This is a genomic window from Paenibacillus sp. FSL E2-0177, from assembly GCF_037992975.1.
GTDB lineage: Bacteria > Bacillota > Bacilli > Paenibacillales > Paenibacillaceae > Paenibacillus_AQ > Paenibacillus_AQ odorifer.
Map to the genome: position 1 here is coordinate 6,418,850 of NZ_CP150307.1, position 22,317 is coordinate 6,441,166.

The window sequence follows — 22,317 nt, forward strand, 5'->3', positions numbered from 1 at the left end:
ATATGACCATATCTGCCAATAGTTAACAATCAGGGAGAGATGACAATGAAACTTGCCAGTAACAAAAAAGTTTTTATTTTTACAGTAACTACCCTGCTTCTCCTTCTGCTTGTTCTGCCAATCAAAAATCACTTTATGAATGTCGATGCCAGTTCTAATGAATACCAAATTCGTATGCTGGAGGTTACAGAGAGTGGGGTTAGTGAGCTTGCGTCTCTAAAAACGGGAATATCTAACCTTACCATCGACACGATGAGTATGAAGCGCTTTGTGGCGCTGCGGGATGATCTGGACGGAAGATATGATGCGGTATATATCGGGAAGGGGACTTACAGTACAAGTGGGGTCTCCGGAAAAGATCATAATACCAAAGCAGTTATGAATGACATAACTGCCCTGAAAGCCAAAGAAATTACCGACTATTTTATTAATAAAGGACTTTACGTATTACTCAACAAAGAGCCGTTTGATACGCAAACAACTAACCAACGCGGAATATTGTACAACACCTTCAATACCTACCGGACATTAACACCAAAATCAAATGTTAAGTTCGTCGATAACAATGAGTTAAATACATGGATCGAAAATTTGAAAAAAGATCCTTCTGCTCAGAAGGATCTTTTAAAGCAACGTCCTCGTATTCAAATTACTAATAAAGCTAACATTATTGATTACAGCCAGAACCAGGAACATGTTTATAAACCCGGAAATAATCTTAGTTTTAAATTCAACGTATCAAATGTAAATAATCTCAGCGATCGTCCCATTCTAGCCAAATTGTATGTCAGTGTAGATAAGTCGATTAAAATGACTGAAAATGACGTCGTAGCTGTACAGACTTTAAATCAAGATCCTAATGGTGAAATTGTATACAAGCTTCCTAATACATACTCCGGGCTTCTATATTGGAAGCTAGAAATCGTAGATAACTTAAATCCGAACAAATTAAAAGACTTTGATAGCGGTACGATTCAATTCCTTGGCAAGAAAACAATCGTTAATATTCTTCAGGTGTTGCCTACTATCGCTGCTAATGAAAGAAGCAGTAGTTTACGCAATCCTGAAAATATGACGCAAAGCTTCCTAAGTAATAGCAGCTACGAGTTAAAAATTACAACCAAGACCATTTCCGAATTCAACACCGATATTGCGACTCAGTATGCCAAAGATAATAAATATGGATTAAACGGCGTATATGATATGCTCATTTTTGGATTTCGCGATGTTTATAATGACAAAGCCCCGTTAAGTGACCTTGCAACCCAGGCTGTTATTGATTTTACCGAGGTTACTAAACAAAGCGTTATGTTCACACATGATACGGTATATCAAAATAAAAGTAATTGGGTTAAAAAATTCAAAAAAATCACGGGTCAGATCGACCCGGAAACAAACTTAGGTTTAAACGCTCCTAGTCCCTCAACTACAGTCAAACCAATCAATGATGGCTTGCTGACCCAGTACCCTTTCTACTTAAGTACTATCAATGCAAATAATGAGCAGACAAATATTATTCCACCACAAGTAGCAACTACACATAATCAATACTTCACTTTGGATCTGGAGGATGCTTCGGTCATCCCATGGTATAACATAACCGGGAGTTCGCGCGATATCGATGATAGCTGGAACCACTATTACACATACTCAAAAGGAAATGTCACTTACTCAGGTACCGGTCATGTATTCGGAACATCCAGCATTAAATTTCCGGAATGGGAGCAAAAGCTCTTCGTCAATACAATGTATCGCGCGTATATTGGTGCAAATCATGCGCCAGAGATCACTGTATCAACACCTCAGCAAGGTGAAATAAAGCCTTCTTACCAGAATGAACTATTAATAGATTATGTTGTCGAAGATCCCGATTTAAAAGATCGTGATTTATTTACAACTATTCGTTTTAAGTCCGGAGATACTTATCTACCTAATACAGGGATGGCAGAGAAGGCAATTTTTTCAGGAGAAACTATTCATCAGGTATTTCCAAACCCTCTGCCGAGCGGTGGTAAACTCACAATAGAAATTACAGCGCGTGATAAGCAAGGCGCTTATGCATCTCCCAAAAATATTGATATTACCATTTCGGAGGCAAGATCGAATCTTGAATTATCACGGGAATTGTCAACCAATGTTAGCACTAGCGGCGAAGTAGCAAAAAACGAACCTTTTACTATCACTTATATCATTCAAGCCAAGCCTATTCCTTTTGATCAAGTAAGTACTATCGATCAAGCCTACGATCATCAAGTAATTTCTAATATTATTTTCCGTGATACTCTACCAGCGAACATTAAACTTGAAGCATCAGGTTTACCTGATGGGATGACTAATCCTTCTGGTAGTGTAGAAACAGGACTAACATTAGAGAAGCCGCTTAATAACATTACTTATACATTGAAGAACATGAATGGGATTAAGACGTTCCAACCCGATTCTAATGAACCCATCAAATTCACTATTAATGTATCAGCAAATGTAGCAGCAAGATATATATTCAATAATGCCTTAGTTGACTTCGTAGATATTCATGCTGTTCCTTCTGCATCTCCTACTCCAACGGCGACAGCAGTTGTCACGGCTAGTCCATCATCTAGCGCTACTTCTAATTTCAACCCATCGGTTTCTGCAACTGGCTCCGGGCTTGGAATTGCTGGTGATTATAATGCTTTTATATTTGGAAAAGCCACAGTGACTGCTTCTTTGAGGGGTAACCTGGCAGCTGGGGGTGATACTACTACCAGTAGCGTGGACATTAACATGTCCAACGGCAACAAAGTACCTTATGCTATAGTTACTGGTGGTAACCTAGATTTCACCAATGGTACTGTATATGGAAATATCATTCACCAGGGAGAATTCAATAAAGTTGATAGTGGCAGCATCATCTCAGGAACATACAGGAAGGTTACCGATACACTTATCGATTTTGCGTCAGCTCAACAATATTATGTGAATCTATCGAATCAACTAGCCACGGTTCCGCAAAATGGAACAACAGAGCTAAAATATAACGGTTTATATATTAAAGGAGATCATTCAGTCAACATATTTAACCTTACATCAGATTATTTTAATCAGGCAGGATGGACTAATGTTACTGCTTCTTCAGGCTCTACTATGATTTATACTATTACTGGTTCAACTGTTAATGTTCACAAAGCCTTTGATCTGCCACAGAATACAACAGGTAACAACATCCTATATAACTTTCCAGATGCAACAACGGTCAATATCTCGGGGGTAGAAATAAAAGGTTCGATCCTGGCTCCTAAAGCAGCACTAAACATCAGCAATGGGAATGTATATGGCAATGTAATTGCCGCTTCTCTGAGTACTGCATCATGCTATATTGCTATCCTTCCCTATACAGGACCAGTTCCTGTACCAACACCAACACCGACACCATCATCAACGCCGACACCGTCGCCGTCTTCTAATCCGCTAGTGCGTACGATCATTAAATTTTCTGAGATGACGATTACTGCCATCGACAGAATAACTACTTTAGAGTTAAGTGGAGCACAACTTTTATTAGGAGATAGCCAAATGCTTTCTCTGATTATTAAGCCCTTGGAGAAATTCAATCAACTGATCTGGACATCAAGCAACGATAATATTGTTAGTGTTAGTCCATTAGGCGTCGTGTCTGGTAAAAAGGTTGGCTCTGCTGAAATTACAGTAGCTGCTAACGATGGAAGTAATCTTATTAGTAAGGCTACTGTTACTGTTCTCGATCCACAATTAAATATTGTTGGACCTAACAGTGCTCTTGTAAATGAGAAAATAGATTTCAACGCTACTTACTTAACAAAAGAAACGGGAACCCAATTTTCATGGAGCGTCGTGGATGCAAATGGATTACCAACTAATGATGTAGCTCTTAATAGTGATAACGACCAGGCTCATCTTACAGCAACAAAATCAGGGGTATATACTGTAAAACTTACTGTAACTACTGATTTGAATACAGGTGGCGTTAATACCTTCAAAACAATAACTGTTGGACTTAAGTCCTTAACAATCAAAGGATCTAAGAGTGTTTTCCAGGAAGAAACAATTAATTTAGAGGTAATTACTGATCCTGACAGCGCAAGTAAAGAGCAGTATGAATGGAGTTTGGTTAACCAGAATGATCTTGAATATGCTGGATTTGTCGCAGCGGATAATCCTACTCCTGTCTCAACTATAACAACTTCCACGAAGAACGTTATATTAAAGGGCTTAAGTTCACATGAAAATATCCAGATCCAGGTCAAAGCCGCTGGTACTATCAGTAATATTCATACAATAAGTGTGCCTCTTGATCCTGGACTATTATTCCACCCGGAATCAGGAAAAATCACAGTCGGAGAATCCCTTAATTTGCTACCCTGCTTATGGATAACTCCTTATGGAAATCTACCTGATAGCATTTTACACAAACTACAATGGGAGATAGTAAGTAATAAATCAAGTGAGGATGCTTCTAAGCCAGTTGTTCTGCAAGAACAGAATGGAGTCTATCGTGGGCTCAGTAAAGGAGAAGCTGTTATTAGAGCTTATTATTTTACCCAAAGTAAGAAGACAATTGAAGCGTATTATACGATAACGGTTATTGGAACACAAGATACTATAGAAAATCGCTACTAAATCACATCAAAATCTATATTATGTAAAAGCAGCCGATCAGAAGTTGATCGGCTGCTTTTATAATTCATATTATCCTTTAATTTCCAGAGATCAACAATTCGATGGGGCCTACATTAATGTTTATTTGATTCACACGTGGAAGTCCCACATTTTGATCTTCGAATACTTGTTCATTATAATTAACAATAAAACGAGGAGACTCAACCTCCGTCTGGATATCAAAATTAAAGTTTGCGGATCCTGTCTCCTTCTTGACTTTGCCAACAACCGCATTGATAATCAAATCTCCTTTAGCAAAAAAGCCACCATCCAGTGAAAATATAGAGCCCACACCGTACAACTCTGCCGTACTATCCGTATAAAAAAAGGCTCTTAATCTTGTAGCCTCATTTTTAAACTCTTCAACCCGATTAATAAGTATAGCTCCCTTTGAGATCAATACAAGTTCTTTACTTCCGCTACCTGCAGTTGGTATTCCTGATATCGTGGCATCCACAATATCAGTTTTTCCAAGCACAAACATAGTAGAATCAAATTCAGCTTTTCCTCTGATATATAAATTCCCTGTCACCAGAATGTTGCTTTGGACAATGGCCGTTGAATAACTATCTATTGTTAAATCACCGTTTACAATAAGCCAATGAGCCCCTGTGCTTAGATTAAGCTTAGAAGTATCCCTTATCTGATTTAACATTACTCCATCCAACTTTAGATTCCCTATAAAGATCGTGCTTCTCTCCAATCTCTCAAGGTTTTGCTTCAGTGATAGCTTCGCTTCTTCGAAAAGTCTATGTTTCTCCTGCTCCTTCTCTTCATCTGTATCACCAGTTGCAATGTCCTCAAAATCTTCTAACATAGGCATCCATAAGGTGGAAATGCCTCCGGGTTGCTGAAGCGTGTTAATTAATCTTGTTCCTCTAGCAATGGGTTCTTCACTACTATTTGATCCAGTCTCTCCATAATATCTATCGCTGAATACCTTCTTATTTCCAGCCGACCCTGAAGCCTCAGCAACTTTATCTAGGAAGGAATCCTCCACATTCACTTGGACAAACGTCGTTTTCTTTTTGATCTTTGCTTTTTCAACGATCGTCTTCACCCTATTATCTAGTGAAGAATAGTCGGCATCATCAATTGTCGGCACCTTTTCAAAAATATCACCCGTTCTGGAATAAAGCAGATCGTTCATTGATTGAATATGAGCTTCTCCATCGACTAACGGAAATAGACTGCGTTTTTCCAAATCTGCGTTATGTCTATACTTAGCCACTTGGCTAACTTTTAATTGATTTCCAGCATAAATATTCCCCTGAATATAAGGAGCACCATTCAAATAGATCGTTCCCTCAGAACCTAATGAATAATTCAAAAAATCTGGGAATGTCGTAATCACAACCTTTTGTTGCAACGTCCTTAACACGCCGTTTACTGTTGCATTGGCCTTAATCGTAACTACATGCTTACTACTTGTAGAACTGCCATCGAGAGTAATTCCCGTGATTTCATTGCTAGCTCCCTGTAAGCTTGTATCGGTAACAAAAGCTCCTTTATTAGAATTGAGGCCCCTTAAAAATGTCTCTATTTCTTGATCAAACTGTGCCTGAGTAGTATTACTACTAACTTGTATTTTCTGATTTAAATCTGCTGTAATATAGGCAATCGCCTCATCAATCGATTTCTGCGCTAAATGAAGGCTTTGTACATCATTCTCACGAGTTTCGGTACGCCTAGCTCCTCCAATCGTAGCACTAAGCACCGTAACTCCTAAAATAGTGAGCAACAGGACGATAAACATCACAAGTACCAAAGCCGAACCTCGTTCCGATCGAAGGCTTGCCCGCCTCAACATCTCTGTTTTCCTCCTAAAATCCAAATTGGCTTTCCAATTCCATCTTATCCGTTTCATTTCCCTTATACTTTAATACCAACTTAATCTGGATCAGACCAGAATTGCATAGCGAGGCTACATTACATGATCTACCATCTGATGTGGAAGCAGTTATGATAGAACCTGCCATATTCGATTGTACCGCGATAGGAGAACCAGATTCCGCTCCACTTTCCTTACCATTTATAACAATTTCATTTCCTGATACCCGAATCACACGCGGAGAACTCCCGCCTTTTATTAGTTCAATTCCTCCAGATATATTTTGTAGCCGTTCAGGACTATATGTATAGAGTTCAGTAATAATAGAGGACATGATCAGATCCGCTTCGTCCCGTAAAGCGTTCTGAACTGAGATTTTATGATAGCTGCGAAATCCATACATAGTAACTCCAGAGATTAGACCGACTATCATAGCAAATACAGTCAGTGCCGCAATTAATTCCACCAAAGTAAAACCTTGTTCCGACCTAAGTCGTTTAGCGAATTCTTTCATCAGTTATGTATCCCTCCAACATTACGTTATAAGCGGGCTGTTCATTATTTTCTACTCGTCTTACCTCAACTTTAACGGGTATTAAATAATACTTTACAGCTGATTTATCAATCGGAGTAGTGGACGGATGATCGACTAATTCCGGTTGATAGATAATATTGATCTTATAACGGATATCATTAACTGTTGGATTCAGAACATTTGCCAAAGCTGTCATGTTTGAGAATAGATTACTATAGCTGCAATTAACTATGGTGCATTTTTCAGCCTCTATCGCATCTTCCCCTTGCGTAAAAAATTCCTTCATCGCCTCAAAATCCTGCTTCTCCACATAAAACAGCGCGTTTCGCGCCAGATTGACCATAATCGTTTTGTTCTGGTTCGATTTAGAGTAACTCATGGCGTTAGTAAAGTAAGACGTAAGCACCAGAGAAACTATCGATAAAATTACAATAGCGGCCAGAACTTCGATTAACGTAAATCCTTTTTCCTGCTTTAGGCCCGGTTTCATCCTACTTTCCGCCTCTCGCCTATGAAAATACTTTTCGTATTTGCACGTTTTTCCTAAATTTTCTACTTCCATTATATTCTCTCATATCCAGCTACAGCAATCCTCAAAACCCTTATAATTCAGATATTTCTACAATATCTCTCACTTTAGGTCTATGCTATGATTTGGAAAGAGAGGAGATGAATGAAATGGCTTTAATAGAGTGCAAATTTTATTCTGAAGTACTAGGTTTGAATACCTCAATGACTGTAATTTTGCCGCAAAAAACAACTACACAAATCGGGATGAGTAATGTAACAAGAGGTGATCTTCACCCTACTTTGTATTTACTGCATGGCTTGTCTGACGATGATTCGATCTGGCTGCGCCGGACTTCTATAGAACGGTATGTAGCGGAGATGGGGATAGCTGTGGTAATGCCAAATGTGCACCGCAGTTTCTACACAGATATGGCGATGGGAGGCCGTTATTGGACCTTCATTAGTGAGGAGCTGCCAATGTTGGCACGCTCATTTTTCCCGCTATCCGATAAACGCGAGGAGAACTTTGTAGCCGGGTTGTCTATGGGTGGTTATGGAGCAATTAAGCTGGGACTGCGTAGACCCGAGTCTTTTGCAGCGGCAGCGAGTTTGTCTGGAGCACTTGATATGGCGCATAATTTCTTGAACGGGGAAGGTGCTACCACTAAAAGCAAAGAATACGAAATGATCTTCGGAAAAGAAGATACCGCCGGAACGCCGGAAGACCTTCTTTGGCTGCTTGAGGAAGTGAACCGCTCCACGGGACCAAAACCAGCGTTGTATCAATGCTGTGGCACAGAAGATTTCCTATACACCGATAACTTGAGATTCCGCGATGCTTGCCAGGCAACCTCACTTTCTTTAACCTATGAAGAAGGTCCGGGGACACATGAATGGGGATACTGGGATGCCAAAATCCGCGATGTGCTGGCATGGCTACCTTTAAAAAGTAACTAGCTGTACTTAATAGACAACAAAAAGATGCAGCCATAAGCTGCATCTTAATATCTGTTCTACTCAGATTGCCCTCTTCGGAGGGTTCTTTTTAATTATAAGGACGCCGAAGGCAATTATGCTTGTTTGGTGATATTTTTAAATAATCCAGTCTGTTCTGTGATTCCTTTTTCAGCAGCAAATCTTTCAATACTAGATGCACCAAAGAATCCGTCTATGCCTTCTGTCCGTTCAATTACGTACGCCGCATCTTCCGGCTCTGCAATCGGTCCACCGTGACAAATCACCATAATATCTGGATTTACAGCTTTCCCTGCTTTAATAATCGCTTCAATTCTTTCTACACAATCATCTAAAGTAAGAGCGGTCTTAGCTCCAATTGTACCTTTGGTAGTCAAGCCCATATGTGCCACCAAAATATCTGCGCCTGCTTCTGCCATGGCTTTTGCTTGCTCAGGATCAAATACATAAGGAGTGGTGAGCATATCCAATTCATGCGCAGCTCTAATCATATCTACTTCTAAACCATATCCCATGCCGGTCTCTTCTAGATTCTGTCTGAATACGCCATCGATCAAACCTACGGTTGGGAAGTTTTGTACGCCGCTAAAACCTTGTTCCTTAAGTTGTTTTAAATAAACCTCCATTACTCTAAATGGATCTGTTCCGCATACGCCTGCTAATACAGGGGTGTTTTTTACAACAGGCAATACCTCCGAGCCCATTTCGACCACAATTTGGTTGGCATCCCCATAAGATAATAACCCTGCCAGTGATCCACGGCCTGCCATTCTGTATCTTCCTGAATTATAAACAATCAGCATATCCGCTCCGCCAGCTTCACTGCTTTTTGCAGTAATCCCTGTGCCGGCTCCCACGCCTAAAAGAATCTTTCCATTTGCCACTTCTTCTCTAAACTTCGCCATGATTTCAGTTCTTGTATTTTTGTTCATGTGTAACGCCTCCATTTAAATATTTATTTATCTTATAAAAATCTTATTTGCTCATGAGATCTATTAGCTTCTGCGCTGCTGCTTCTGCAAACTCCACATCATTAATGGCACAATCCATTTCGATAACCTCGACAACATTTCTGTTTACACCATTTCTTAAGGTATCAAATAACATTTGATCTTCCTCTACCCCATAAAAAGCTTCCCCTGCAACATCAATGCCGGATATCCCTTTAAGCGGCAGCATTAACACCGTTTTCTCTTTGGCCATATTTAATTTCTCGACAAGCTTTTTGCCGATAGCTTCATTTTCTTCTACTGTTGTTCTCATCAGAGTAACTGTTGGATTGTGTTTATAAAACTTATGCCCAGCAAATTTCGCTGGTACCGTATCATAAGGGCCAAAGTTGCACATATCAACCGCGCCTACCGATACAACCTGTGGAATATGATGTTTTCCAGCAGCTTCTAACCGATGAGGTCCAGCATTTAGCACACCACCAATAATTTCGTCCGCCCATTCTGTTGTGGTCAGATCCAATACACCTTCAATAAAACCAGCCTCGATTAGCGCTTCCATGGACTGGCCGCCTACACCTGTTGCATGGAATACAAGCACTTCATAGCCTCTAGCTTCAAGATAGTTACGGGCTGCCGTCACACAGGGGGTTGTTACCCCAAACATCGTTGTAGCTATTAATGGTTTTTTCTCTATCACTTGTTTATTCTCAAATTTAAGCATACCGGCGATGGCGAAAGCTGCATTGGTAAAAATCTTTGTTGAAATAGAGTTTAGTCCGGCAACATCCACTACGGATGGCATCATGACAATATCACTAGTGCCTACATATGGAGCAGTATTCCCTGAAGCTACGGTCGAAACCATCACTTTAGGTACACCAATAGGTAATGCCCGCATACCCGGTGTTACAAGTGAAGTGCCTCCAGTGCCCCCAAAGGAGATAATTCCATCAAATTTGCCTTGCTTATATAATTCAGGTACTAATTTTTCCATACCTTTGGCTAATAATTCTGTTGCTAGTGCTCTATCTTTTTTGGCAACGAGCTCATCTATACTTATACCCGCGGCTGCTGCTACTTCTCTATTAGAGATATCCGGTGTAAAAGTGGGCTCAAACACACCTGTATGAATTGTAAATGTACCCAGCTCCAAGCTTTCCAGTAAATTTTTAATGTAGAGATATTCTTCACCCTTGGTGTCAAAAGTTCCGGCAATAGCAATCGTCTTCATTTCTTCAACCTCCTCTTCAGATATCTACAACAAGAAATATAAGGATAATGTATAATGTGAAACTTATGCTTTCTTATATTTCAAAAAAAAGCATGATCAACTTATGAGTTAATCATACTTCTTTGATTTATCGATGAAAACGCTTTTATGTCTTATGTTTTTGTGTTTATGTTAGATTTATATTGTTTTGGAGAGAACCCTTTATACTTCTTGAACATTTTGCTAAACTGCGCATAATCCTGGTATCCAACTAATGGCGCTAGCTCAGATAACTGGATAGGGTCTCTATGTAATATTTCCGCCGCCTTATCCATCCGAAATTGCACGAGATACGTTTGGAAGCTGCAGCCTACTTTTTTGGTGAACAAACTACTCAAGTAACTTCGGGATACATGTGCCACCTTAGCTAAATCTGCAAACAAGATCTCATTCCTATAATTTTGAGCTACGTATTCTTTTACAAATTCAACATAATCATAGTGCTTTGTGATGCCATCTAACATTTTGACCATAAAATCATCTTCATCCAGCGTCCCCGACACTTTAAAAGCTTTGGTTATATTCGTAATGGACTTCTCCGAGGGAATTCTTTCAAAAGCAGAGCCTCCGATATATCCCATCAAGTTTTGATTATTGCTGTACATATATTGCACATCAATTGGCGTTTTCACCGGACCACCGTAAACCAGCTTAATTAAATCAGGCTTTAGCTCATTGCATGTATTAAATATCTTGTCCGCTTTAACCTTGGCAGCTTCCAGAGAGAATACTTTTTTAGCGCCTAATAACCCGCCTTCTGTTAGACCTAGATGTGCACAGATAATATCCGCTCCAGCCTCAATCATCTGTGCTGCCTGGATTTCGTCAAATACAAAAGCAATGGTAAACAAATCCTTCTCATGGGCTATTCTTATGGCTTCTACTTCAAGTAGATAACCATTCCCCTCTTCTTCGAGCGCTTCTCCAAATTGACCATCTATTAAACCCACCGTGGGGTAATTGTTAATGCCGGCAAAGCCTCTATTCTTTATTTCACTTATATAGGATTCCATATCTTTGGTCGGATCAGTTGCATTGAGGCCAAAAATAATAGGGATATCTCTGACCAACGGTATGATCTCTCTAGATGCAAAGTCCATCACCATATCATTGCTATTACAAAATGGTAAAATACCAGCGAGAGAGCTCCTCCCCATCTGGCGAAATTTACCCGAGTTTAACATCAGAATGAAATCAGCTCCACCTTGCTTCGCATACTTTGCCGTTATACCAGCACCGGTGGCTACTCCAATAATATGATTGCCTACTTTTAATTCCGATCTAAGCTCGTCTAGGATTTGCTCTCTGTTCATACCTACGAACCCTCCTATCTCTAACCTAAGGATAACCGTAAAGAACACTGCTAATCCAGTCATAGTTCATTTAGATAATAAAAAAAATCCCGCCTGATACCTATAAAGGTCTGAGGCGAGATTTGATATTGATACGGTTTACAATATAGCGTCTCCGTATGCTCGAGAGGGCTAAGCTCTCCACGGGACCAAAACTAGCACTATACCAATGCTGTAGCACAAAAGATCCCCATACACCGATAAATTGAGATTCCGTGATGTACTGACATGAACTACCTTTAAGAAGGAGATAAGCATTCATTTGTTCATGATATCTGCCGATAATAAATCTACATAGCATTCTACACCGTAAGGAGAAATAGATCATGACAGAAAAAAAACGAATCGTTCTTATTCCTGCTTATTTGGAGAAATTCTCTTGTATTGGATCAGATTGTGAAGATACATGTTGTATAGGCTGGAATGTTGATATTGATCGGCAAACCTATAAAAAGTATAAAAATGTAGGCGATAGAGAAATGAAATCATCACTAAATAAACATATAAAACGCAAACGTTCTAACCCATCAGAAGCTAGTTATGCAAAAATAGCGATGAAATCCGATGCCTCTTGTCCTCTTCTAAATGAAGAAAAATTGTGTTCTATACAAAAGTCTCTAGGAGAAGACTACTTATCTGAGATTTGTAGTTCTTACCCTCGTATAACCAATCAGGTAAATGGAAATTTAGAGAAATCCGCCACATTATCTTGTCCTGAAGCGGCTCGTCTAGCTTTGTTAAACCCAGACGGTATTCAATTTAATGAGATTGAAGAATCCATGAATATCAGATATCCCATGAGTAGACTATTAAACACTAATCGTGAAAAGACTAAGCACAGAATTGATGAATATTTTTGGGATCTCCGTATTTTCACAATACAAGTCTTACAAAATAGAAATTATACCATAGCACATAGATTAATTGTGCTTGGAATGTTCTATCAAAAAGTACAAGGATACCTTTCAGAAGGAAAATTAGATGAAATTGTTCAGCAAATCGCCTCCTATAATACCTTGTTAGAAGACGGTAGCTTCCGGGAAGGTTTATCAGCTATCCCCACCTCAACAACCATTCAAATGCAGCTTCTAAAAGCACTGGCCGATATTCGTGTATCTCAGGGGGTGCTGAGCACACGATATATGGAGTGTTTTGCAGAGGTACTTAAGGGCATTCAATATACGAAAGATGCAACAGTTGAGGAAATTACAGAAAGATACCAACTTGCTTACACAGATTACTATGATCCATTTATGAGAGCTAACGAATATATATTAGAGAACTATTTAGTGAATTATGTTTACAAAAATCTATTTCCAAGCTCAGATGATACAGATATTTTCGAATCTTATATTATGCTTGTAGTACACTATTCATCAATCAAATTACATTTGATTGGCATGGCTGGACATCACAAGGAGGATTTCGGGGTTGATCACGTAATTAAATTAATTCAATCCTTTGCCAAATCGGTTGAGCATGATTCCTTGTACTTACGTGGGGTTATTGAATTGCTTAAGAGAAATGAATACACCTCAATGGCATATATGGCTATACTAATTAATAACTGAAAGATATTTCCCAAAAAAATCCCGCCCGCATTATTAACAATGCGAGGCGGGATTTATATCATATTTTCACAATATAGCGTCTCCGTGTTGTACAACCCATTCATTAGCTTCGTGCAATGCCAGCTCTGCCCGTTCAATTGCAGCCTTCACCTGAACAGTGGCTGTGCCGCCATAAACGTTACGAGCGTTAACTACAGCTTCCGGTTGAAGAACAGCATAGATATTCTCGTCGAACAGCGGTGAGAATTGCTTGAACTCTTCCAGCGTCAAATCCAACAAGAATTTGCCTTCGTTGATGCAGTAGAGTACCGTTTTCCCAATTACCTCATGCGCTTGGCGGAAAGGAAGCCCCTTACCTACCAAGAAGTCGGCTATATCCGTTGCATTCGAGAAATCCGTGTTCACAGCTTCACGCATACGACCTTTGTTCACCTTCATAGTGGAGATCATCGGCGCGAACAATTGCAGTGCACCAGTCAGCGTAGTAACCGTATCGAACATGCCTTCTTTGTCTTCCTGCATATCCTTGTTGTAAGCCAGTGGCAATGATTTCAGCACCGTCAGCAAGCCAATCAGGTTGCCGTAAACGCGGCCTGTTTTGCCCCGTACCAGTTCTGGTACGTCAGGGTTCTTCTTCTGCGGCATAATGCTGCTGCCTGTGCAGAAAGCATCATCCAGTTCTACAAAGCTGAACTCTGTGCTGCTCCACAGGACCAGTTCCTCACTGAGTCTGGATAGATGTGTCATGATAAGGGAAGCATTCGCCAAGAACTCCACGATGAAATCGCGGTCGCTGACAGCATCCAGACTGTTCTCATACACACTGTCAAAACCCAGTTGTTCCGCTACAAAATGACGGTCAATCGGGAAGGTCGTTCCCGCAAGCGCTCCTGCTCCGAGTGGCAGCACGTTGATCCGTTTGTAGCTGTCCGTCAGACGTTCTGCATCGCGGCGGAACATCGATACGTAAGCCAGCAAGTGATGAGCAAACAGAATCGGCTGTGCCCGTTGCAAATGCGTATAACCAGGGATGATGGTCTCCACATTGTCTTTTGCTTGTTCGATCAAAGCTTCCTGCAGCTCATGCAGCAAACTAACTAGCTCAACTACACGGCCACGTAAATAAAGGTGCATGTCCGTCGCCACTTGATCGTTACGGCTACGTCCTGTGTGCAGCTTACCACCAACTGGACCGATTTCCTCGATCAGATGTTTTTCAATATTCATATGGATGTCTTCATCCGATACTGAGAAAACAACCTCTCCAGCATTGACCTTGTCCAGCACTTTGTTCAGACCTTGTTTGATTGTTTCCACGTCTTCTTGTGGAAGGATTCCGCACTTGCCCAACATTGTGACATGCGCCAGACTGCCTTGTACATCCTCTTTGGCCAAAGCCTTATCAAAGCCAATGGAAGCCGTATATTCCTCCACCAGCTTGTTTGTTCCTTTAGTAAACCGTCCGCCCCAAAGCTTGCTCACCTGTAGTTTCCTCCTCTTGGACGCCAGAGGGCCGCTCCTATCCTGACGGGAGGAACGGCCTTCGGGGTTGCCCGTTTAAGTTTATGTTATCGTACTATTTAGAAGCTCCATTTACACCTGTAGAAACTTTAAGGCGCAAAGCGTTCAAGTGGATAAAACCAGTGGCATCCCCTTGATCATAAGCTTGTGTAGGATCAGCTTCCATCGTTGCAATCTCAGGATTGTACAGGCTGACTGGGCTCTTCACTCCAGCGCCGATGATGTTGCCTTTGTACAGTTTAAGACGAACAGTACCCGTTACATTTTGTTGGCTCTGTGTTACAAGAGCTTGCAGTGCGATACGCTCTGGAGCGAACCAGAAACCGTTATACACCAAAGTGCTGTAACGAGTGATCAGGCTGTCACGCAGGTTCATCACTTCACGGTCCATCGTGATGGATTCCATTTTGCGATGAGCGACGAACAGGATTGTTCCACCTGGAGTCTCATACACGCCGCGGCTCTTCATGCCGACAAAACGGTTCTCAACCATATCCACACGTCCGATACCATGTTTACCGCCTAGCTCATTAAGTTTCTCCATCACTTGAAGTGGGTTTAAGGACTCACCATTCAGGGCTACACAGTCTCCCTTAACGAATTCGAGCTCCAAATATTCCGCTTCATCCGGAGCATCCTCAGGAGCATTGCTCAGTAGGAACATTCCTTTGTTCTCTGGTGCACTTGGATCGAACCAAGGATCTTCCAATACGCCGCTCTCATAGCTGATGTGCAGCAGGTTACGGTCCATCGAATACGGCTTCGCCGCAGAGGCTTGTACCGGAATATCATTAGCTTCCGCATAAGCGATCATTTCCGCACGACCTGGGAATTGATTGCGGAACTCTTCCAGACGCCAAGGTGCAATCACCTTGATGTTCGGAGCCAATGCAGCTACGCCAAGCTCGAAACGGACTTGGTCGTTCCCTTTTCCTGTCGCGCCGTGCGCGATAGCCGTTGCGCCTTCAGCGATGGCGATATCTACCATGCGCTTGGCGATCAATGGACGAGCAATACTAGTTCCGAGCAAGTATTGGCCTTCATAAAGGGCACCAGATTGGAACATTGGATAGATGAAATCGCTAGCGAACTCATCGCGCAGGTCGTCGATGTATACTTTCGATGCGCCAGTAGCGAGTGCTTTTTCCTCCAAACCGTCGAGCTCTTCCTTTTGGCCGATATCAGCAGTGAAGGCAATGATCTCCGCGTCATAAGTTTCTTTAAGCCATTTTAAAATAACAGATGTATCCAATCCGCCGGAATAGGCGAGTACAATTTTTTCTTTAGCCATGGTGTGGCAACTTCCTTTCGTGTGGGCTATATAAATTAAAATAAACGTGCCTTTGCCAGCACTCTGACGATAAATCGCAATTACACTGAATATTTGGACTTCCGGTCGCTGTTATCATCAGATTTCTTTTAATTCAAACCGCATTGTGCGGATAAAATCTGATGATAAAGGCGAACGCTACGCTCCTACAGTTCCAAAAATTCCGCTCCATTACTCCATCGTCCAAAGTCTAACTTCGCCCAACATTAATTCAATTTATATAGTGATTTATATTTTATATTTTTTAAATTCCTTAACTCATCAACGCAGCCATTAAAGCTTTTTGCGCATGCAGGCGGTTCTCAGCCTGATCAAAGATCACCGAGTTAGGGCCGTCAATCACGCCTGTGCTGACTTCTTCCTCACGGTGGGCTGGCAGGCAGTGCAGGAAGAGATAATCGCTCTTAGCGCCTTTTACAAGCTCCTCATTAACCTGATAGTCCTTGAATGCCGCTTCACGTGCCTTTTGCTCCTCCTCGAAGCCCATACTCGCCCATACGTCTGTATAGATGACGTCAGCGTCTTGTACAGCTTCTTGCGGGCTGCGAGTGACCACAATCTTCGCTCCGGTTTCTTTAGCGATCTCACGAGCTTCTGCGACAACCGCTGCATCTGGCTCATAACCTTCCGGTCCGGCGATAGATACGTCCACGCCCAGCTTAGCTCCGCCAATCATTAAGGAATGCGCCATATTGTTGCCATCGCCGATGTAAGCCAGCTTCAGGCCCTTGAGCTTTCCTTTGTGCTCATAAATCGTTTGATAATCGGCCAGCACTTGGCAAGGATGTGCCAGGTCACTAAGACCGTTGATTACGGGAATAGAAGCATAACGAGCGAGATCTTCAACCTTGTCATGACCGAAGGTACGGATCATAATTCCATCGAGATAACGCGACATTACTTGCGCTGTATCTCCAACAGTTTCTCCGCGTCCAAGCTGGATATCATTTTTGCTCAAGAAAAGGGCATGCCCTCCCAGCTGATACATTCCAACTTCAAACGACACACGTGTACGTGTAGAGGATTTTTCAAAAATAAGTCCAATCGTCTTTCCCTTCAGCGGCTGAAATTCTTCGCCATTTTTCTGCTTCTTCTTCAGCTCAATCGCCGAATCAATCAGATACGTAATTTCCTCCGGGCTGTAGTCGTTCAGCTCCAGTAAATCACGGCCTTTCAGTTGCTGCGCAATGTTGTGCTTGTTACTCTGTACGCCCTGACTCATGAGCTTACCTCCCCGTTTGCTTGTTTAGCATAAGTATGAATGAGTTCGCATAGGATGTCCACCGCTTGGTCGATCTCCTCTTTGCTTACATATAGATTAGGCAGCAGACGAAGGACATTAGGACCGGCTGTCACGAACAACAGGCCTTTCTTTTGTCCAGCCAGTACAATATCGCCCACTGGGGATTGACATTCAATCCCGATCAACAGCCCTTTACCACGGATATCCTTCACAAAAGAACAGTCCGCCAGCTTCTCTTTCAAAAGACCTGTCAGGTACTTACCCATATCTTCGGCGCGCTGTGGAAGCTCATCTTCCAGCATCGTCTCAATCGTCGCTGCCATAACAGCTGTTGCTAGCGGTGTTCCCCCGAAGGTGGACGCATGGCTGCCCGCTGAGAAGGCTTCACGCAAATACCCTTTGCCAAGCATTAAACCTGCCGGGAACCCGCTAGCTATCCCCTTAGCCAAGGTGAAAATATCCGGTTCAATTCCATAATGCTGATGAGCGAACAGCTTGCCTGTACGTCCCATACCTGTCTGTACTTCATCTACAATCAGAAGCAATCCGTGGTTCTTACACAAGGCCACTACAGCGTTCAAGAACTCAGGTTCTACCTCAAGCACGCCACCCTCTGCAAGTACCATCTCCAGCATGATAGCAGCTGTATGATCTCCGATAGCAGCTTCTAACGCTGGGAGATCATGCAAGGGTACGGTCTTGAAACCTGCTGGAAGTGGCAGGAACCCTTCTTTCACCTTTTGCTGGCCTGTAGCTGTTAGTGTGGCCAGTGTACGTCCATGGAAGGATTGTTCGAATGTGATAACCTCATAACGGTCGACACCCTTAATCTTCTGATGGTAACGGCGGGCCAGCTTAATAGCAGCCTCATTCGCTTCTGCCCCGCTATTGCAGAAAAAGACTTGATCAGCGCAGCTATTCTCTGTCAGAAGGTTGGCAACTTTATCTTGTCCCGGAATATGGAACAGATTCGAGACATGCCAGAGCGTATCAATCTGATCCTTCAGCTTAGCGCCGACTTTTTCAGGAGCATGACCTAGACTGGTCACAGCCAATCCACTGGTGAAATCCAGATACTTATTGCCTTTATCATCCCATACCCAGGTACCCTTGCCTTTAACTAAGCTGAGATCATATCTGGCGTAAGAAGGGAACACTGCACTCAGCTTGCTTGTTGCAACATCCGGTGTACCTGATCCTACTGTATCGGTCTGCTGTGCCCCTGCTTGCGAACCCAACTCCGCTTGTGTAAGCTTGCTCATTCTAAGTCACTCTCCCATCGGCTGCTCCTGTGAACAGGCTGCGCCTCTAATTTGTATTCATCTATGATCCTACGAACGAATAATACGTGTACCTATCGCTTCACCTTGCAGTACTCGACTAAGCACCCGTGGTTCTTTTCCATCCACAATGATAACCTCTGATACGCTGCCCTGAATGCAATCTATAGCTGCCCGCACTTTAGGGATCATGCCACCGTAGATTTCCCCACTTTCGATCAAGGCTTCGATTTCCTGTACAGTAACGGAGGGAAGCACAACCTTTTCACCTTCCACTGTACTCATGATGCCTGGAACATCTGTGACGACGATCATTTTGGGAGACTCCACATAGGAAGCAACTGCCCCTGCTGCCGTATCTGCGTTAATATTGTAGCGCTGACCTGCTGTATCTACTCCGATAGGTGCAATGACAGGAATATAACCCATCCCAACAATACCAGTTACGATCTCAGCCTTAACTTCTGTTACTTCTCCTACCAAACCTACTTCGTCGCTGTTCGCCACTGGTTTAGCAATAATCATATTTCCATCGATGCCCGAAAGCCCCAGAGCTAGACCGCCGCTCCCTTGAATTCGCCGGACAATCGCCTTGTTTATACTTCCTGCCAGCGTCATCTCTACAACATCTAGTACTTCCTCGGTGGTTACTCGCAGGCCATTCACAAAGCTGCTTTCAATGCCCAGTTTCGCTAGATTCTCGGAAATGGCTGGCCCTCCACCATGAACAATTACTGGCTGAATGCCCTCCTCCTGCAAATCTCGCAAATCCTCAAAAAAAGAATCAGGTAGAGCCGCAAGCGTACTGCCGCCGCATTTCATTACAAACAATCCACTACCATCTAAAGCATCTATAAGTTCAAGCTCGCTATTTAGCGTCATATAATCGGTATCCTTCCCTTATGGGCTTAACACGCCATAAATTAAGTGCGATATGCGGCGTTAATACGCACATAATCGTAAGTTAGGTCACAGCCCCAAGCCGTTGCTTTCCCGCTTCCATCATGCAGATCTACAGTGATCAGCACAGTTTCACTTTTTTGCAAATAGGCCAAAGCCTTTTCCTCGTCAAAAGCAACTGGCTTCGAGTGCAAAAGCACCTCAATATCCCCTAACGAAATGTTCACACGCTCCGGAGATACCGGAACACCCGCGCGTCCAACCGCAGCAATAATCCGTCCCCAGTTCGCATCCGCTCCAAAAATAGCAGATTTCACTAGACTAGAACCAACCACTGTTTTGGCAATCGCTGCCGCCGCCTCATCATGAACAGCACCATTCACTTGAACCTCAATCAGGTGAGTTGCACCTTCGCCATCTCGAGCAATCGCTTTGGCAAGCGTCTGGCACACATACGTGAATCCAGCAGCAAAAGCGTCCCAATCCGGATGCAGTCGTGTCAGCTTCTCATTACCGGCAAGCCCACTCGCCATCGACACTAACATATCATTGGTACTAGTATCTCCATCGACTGTAATCATATTAAAAGTAACATTCGTAGCTGAACGCAGAAGACTAAGTAAATCCTCCGCTGCAATATCAGCATCCGTGGTCATAAAGCCAAGCATGGTAGCCATGTTAGGATGGATCATCCCTGAGCCCTTTGCAGCTCCGGCAATTGTAACTTCTACACCGCCAACGAGCACCTTCACGGCGATCTCTTTTTTAACTAAATCAGTGGTAAGTATAGCTTGGCAGAATTCCTCCGCGCCAATAGCTCCTCCATCCAGCTTCTCTGGTATTGCAGTAATTCCGGTACGTACGCAGTCCATCTTCAACAGTTCACCGATAACTCCAGTCGAAGCAACAGCCACATCATTAACGGCCACACCTAAATGCTGAGCCGCAGCAGCGCGCATCTCATAAGCATCTGCTTCACCTTGTTCGCCTGTGCAGGCATTGGCATTCCCGCTGTTCACGATAACCGCCTGCAATACTCCGTTCGAAAGGCTTTCCCGAGTCACTTTCAGCGGGGCCGCCTGAAAAACATTCGTAGTATACACGGCCGCAGCCGTTGCCGGAACTTCACACAGAATCACTCCGAGATCGTTGCGATCTGTTTTTTTCAATCCACAATGCAATCCTCCGGACCTAAAACCCTTAGGTGAAGTGATGCTTCCACCCTCCAAGGTGGTAAATAACTCAATCTCGCTCATATTATTTGTACCGCTGATCCTTATGGATACACAGGTGTGTAGCCGAGGCCAAGGGTTTCCTCCCATCCCATCATCAAATTAAGGTTCTGTATTGCCTGCCCTGCCGCACCTTTTACAACATTATCAATGACGGAGACTATGGTCACCCGCCCTGTACGAGCATCTGTTGCAAATCCAATATCACAATAATTAGAGCCGCTAACTTCTTTTGTCGCCGGAATCACACCTACATCACGCACCCGCACATATGGCCGGCCCGCATAATATTCACGGTATAAATTCACAAAATCCTGCTCCGTATAATTGTCCATCATCCCTGCATACATCGTACTCATAATTCCCCGGCTCATCGGCACGAGATGTGTGGTGAACGTTACCGTTACCTTTTCTCCCGCAATCTCTGTGAGCGTCTGCTCAATTTCTGGTATATGTTGATGCTTATTGATTTTATAAGCTTTAAAGTTCTCATTAATCTCTGCATAATGTACCATCAGGCTTGTTCCGCGTCCTGCTCCAGTAACTCCTGATTTCGCATCAATAATAATACTGTCGTGCTTAATCCAACCTGCCTGAATTGCAGGAATTAGTCCAAGAAGTGTAGCTGTAGGATAACAGCCTGGATTAGATATAAAATCAACCCCAGCCGCACGCTCTCCAAACACCTCGCAAAGTCCGTATACAGCCTGCTCTAGATATTCATCAGCCGGAGCGGGATGTTTATACCAGTGCTCATACTCTGCACCATCCTTCAATCGGAAATCACCGGACAGATCCACGACCTTAAGTCCAGCTTCCAGCAGCTGCGGCACCAGCTTTGCGCTCACACCCGACGGCGTTGCCGTAAATACCACATCCGCCCGCTCAGCCATCTGAGCCGGGTCAACGCCATCCAGCCTTCGATCAATGATGCCCGTCAAATGCGGAAAACCTTCCTCTATAGCATCCCCTGCACTTGATGAGGAAATTACCGAAGTAATCTCTACCTTAGGATGACTTTGTAGCAGCCGAATCAGCTCTACGCCCCCATAACCCGTTGATCCAACAATCGCCGCTCTCAGCTTGCCTTCCACTGTCATCCCCACTTCCTGCTTATCATGAATTATAATAAATAATATA

At 42.9% G+C, this 22,317-nt stretch carries 16 protein-coding genes; 3 read left to right on the forward strand and 13 right to left on the reverse strand.

Annotated elements, in window-relative coordinates; genetic code table 11:
• Nucleotides 1-45 precede the first annotated feature (45 nt).
• The gene (locus tag MHI25_RS28645; protein ID WP_340394689.1) at nt 46-4,635 is read left to right on the forward strand and encodes a DUF5057 domain-containing protein; all 4,590 of its coding nucleotides are present in this window, start codon (nt 46-48) and stop codon (nt 4,633-4,635) included.
• A gap of 76 nt (nt 4,636-4,711) precedes the next feature.
• On the opposite strand, the gene MHI25_RS28650 is transcribed toward MHI25_RS28645, so the two are convergent.
• From MHI25_RS28650 to MHI25_RS28660, 3 genes are read right to left on the reverse strand one after another with little or no spacing between them, the layout of a single operon-like run.
• Complete coding sequence (locus MHI25_RS28650; protein WP_143763837.1) at nt 4,712-6,442, reverse strand: hypothetical protein; 1,731 nt, start codon at nt 6,440-6,442, stop codon at nt 4,712-4,714.
• A 55-nt stretch (nt 6,443-6,497) separates the two neighbouring features.
• Nucleotides 6,498-7,019, reverse strand: a complete 522-nt coding sequence (locus MHI25_RS28655; protein WP_076182130.1) for a prepilin-type N-terminal cleavage/methylation domain-containing protein — start codon at nt 7,017-7,019, stop codon at nt 6,498-6,500.
• Nucleotides 7,003-7,530, reverse strand: coding sequence for a type II secretion system protein (locus tag MHI25_RS28660; protein ID WP_076182128.1), 528 nt, complete (start codon nt 7,528-7,530; stop codon nt 7,003-7,005). Before MHI25_RS28660 ends, MHI25_RS28655 begins: the two co-directional genes overlap by 17 nt.
• Nucleotides 7,531-7,718: 188 nt before the next feature.
• Between MHI25_RS28660 and MHI25_RS28665 the strand changes: the two genes are divergently transcribed.
• Nucleotides 7,719-8,507 carry an alpha/beta hydrolase family protein gene (locus tag MHI25_RS28665; RefSeq protein WP_076182126.1) on the forward strand — a complete coding sequence of 263 codons (789 nt, stop codon included), beginning with the start codon at nt 7,719-7,721 and terminating at the stop codon, nt 8,505-8,507.
• Between the two features lie 113 nt (nt 8,508-8,620).
• Here the strand turns inward: MHI25_RS28665 and MHI25_RS28670 are convergent, their stop codons facing one another.
• From MHI25_RS28670 to MHI25_RS28680, 3 genes are all read right to left on the reverse strand, one after another.
• Complete coding sequence (locus MHI25_RS28670) at nt 8,621-9,457, reverse strand: phosphoenolpyruvate hydrolase family protein (RefSeq protein WP_038573568.1); 837 nt, start codon at nt 9,455-9,457, stop codon at nt 8,621-8,623.
• Nucleotides 9,458-9,500: 43 nt separating this feature from the next.
• On the reverse strand, nt 9,501-10,709 hold the full coding sequence (locus tag MHI25_RS28675) for a Tm-1-like ATP-binding domain-containing protein (protein ID WP_340394690.1): 1,209 nt from the start codon (nt 10,707-10,709) through the stop codon (nt 9,501-9,503).
• Between the two features lie 152 nt (nt 10,710-10,861).
• Entirely contained in the window at nt 10,862-12,061 is a 1,200-nt protein-coding gene (locus tag MHI25_RS28680) for a phosphoenolpyruvate hydrolase family protein (protein ID WP_076182123.1), read from the reverse strand.
• 365 nt (nt 12,062-12,426) lie between these two features.
• On the opposite strand from MHI25_RS28680, the gene fliB reads away from it, so the two are divergent.
• Nucleotides 12,427-13,671: a flagellin lysine-N-methylase gene (gene fliB, locus MHI25_RS28685; protein ID WP_076123859.1), complete on the forward strand. Its 1,245-nt coding sequence runs from the start codon at nt 12,427-12,429 to the stop codon at nt 13,669-13,671.
• A 66-nt stretch (nt 13,672-13,737) separates the two neighbouring features.
• Here the strand turns inward: fliB and argH are convergent, their stop codons facing one another.
• From argH to argC, 7 genes are all read right to left on the reverse strand, one after another.
• Entirely contained in the window at nt 13,738-15,153 is a 1,416-nt protein-coding gene (gene argH / locus MHI25_RS28690) for an argininosuccinate lyase (protein WP_036678523.1), read from the reverse strand.
• A 94-nt stretch (nt 15,154-15,247) separates the two neighbouring features.
• A complete protein-coding gene (locus MHI25_RS28695; protein WP_076305768.1) occupies nt 15,248-16,483 on the reverse strand; it encodes an argininosuccinate synthase in 1,236 nt (411 codons plus the stop codon).
• A 292-nt stretch (nt 16,484-16,775) separates the two neighbouring features.
• Nucleotides 16,776-17,744, reverse strand: a complete 969-nt coding sequence (gene argF / locus MHI25_RS28700) for an ornithine carbamoyltransferase (RefSeq protein WP_076182119.1) — start codon at nt 17,742-17,744, stop codon at nt 16,776-16,778.
• Nucleotides 17,741-19,027, reverse strand: coding sequence for an aspartate aminotransferase family protein (locus tag MHI25_RS28705; RefSeq protein WP_076303605.1), 1,287 nt, complete (start codon nt 19,025-19,027; stop codon nt 17,741-17,743). The genes argF and MHI25_RS28705 overlap by 4 nt, the downstream gene beginning before the upstream one ends.
• A 69-nt stretch (nt 19,028-19,096) precedes the next feature.
• On the reverse strand, nt 19,097-19,927 hold the full coding sequence (gene argB, locus MHI25_RS28710) for an acetylglutamate kinase (RefSeq protein WP_076282430.1): 831 nt from the start codon (nt 19,925-19,927) through the stop codon (nt 19,097-19,099).
• 41 nt (nt 19,928-19,968) lie between these two features.
• Entirely contained in the window at nt 19,969-21,201 is a 1,233-nt protein-coding gene (argJ, locus tag MHI25_RS28715; RefSeq protein ID WP_076282429.1) for a bifunctional ornithine acetyltransferase/N-acetylglutamate synthase, read from the reverse strand.
• A 20-nt stretch (nt 21,202-21,221) separates the two neighbouring features.
• A complete protein-coding gene (gene argC / locus MHI25_RS28720; protein WP_218642206.1) occupies nt 21,222-22,271 on the reverse strand; it encodes an N-acetyl-gamma-glutamyl-phosphate reductase in 1,050 nt (349 codons plus the stop codon).
• Between the last annotated feature and the right edge of the window lie 46 nt (nt 22,272-22,317).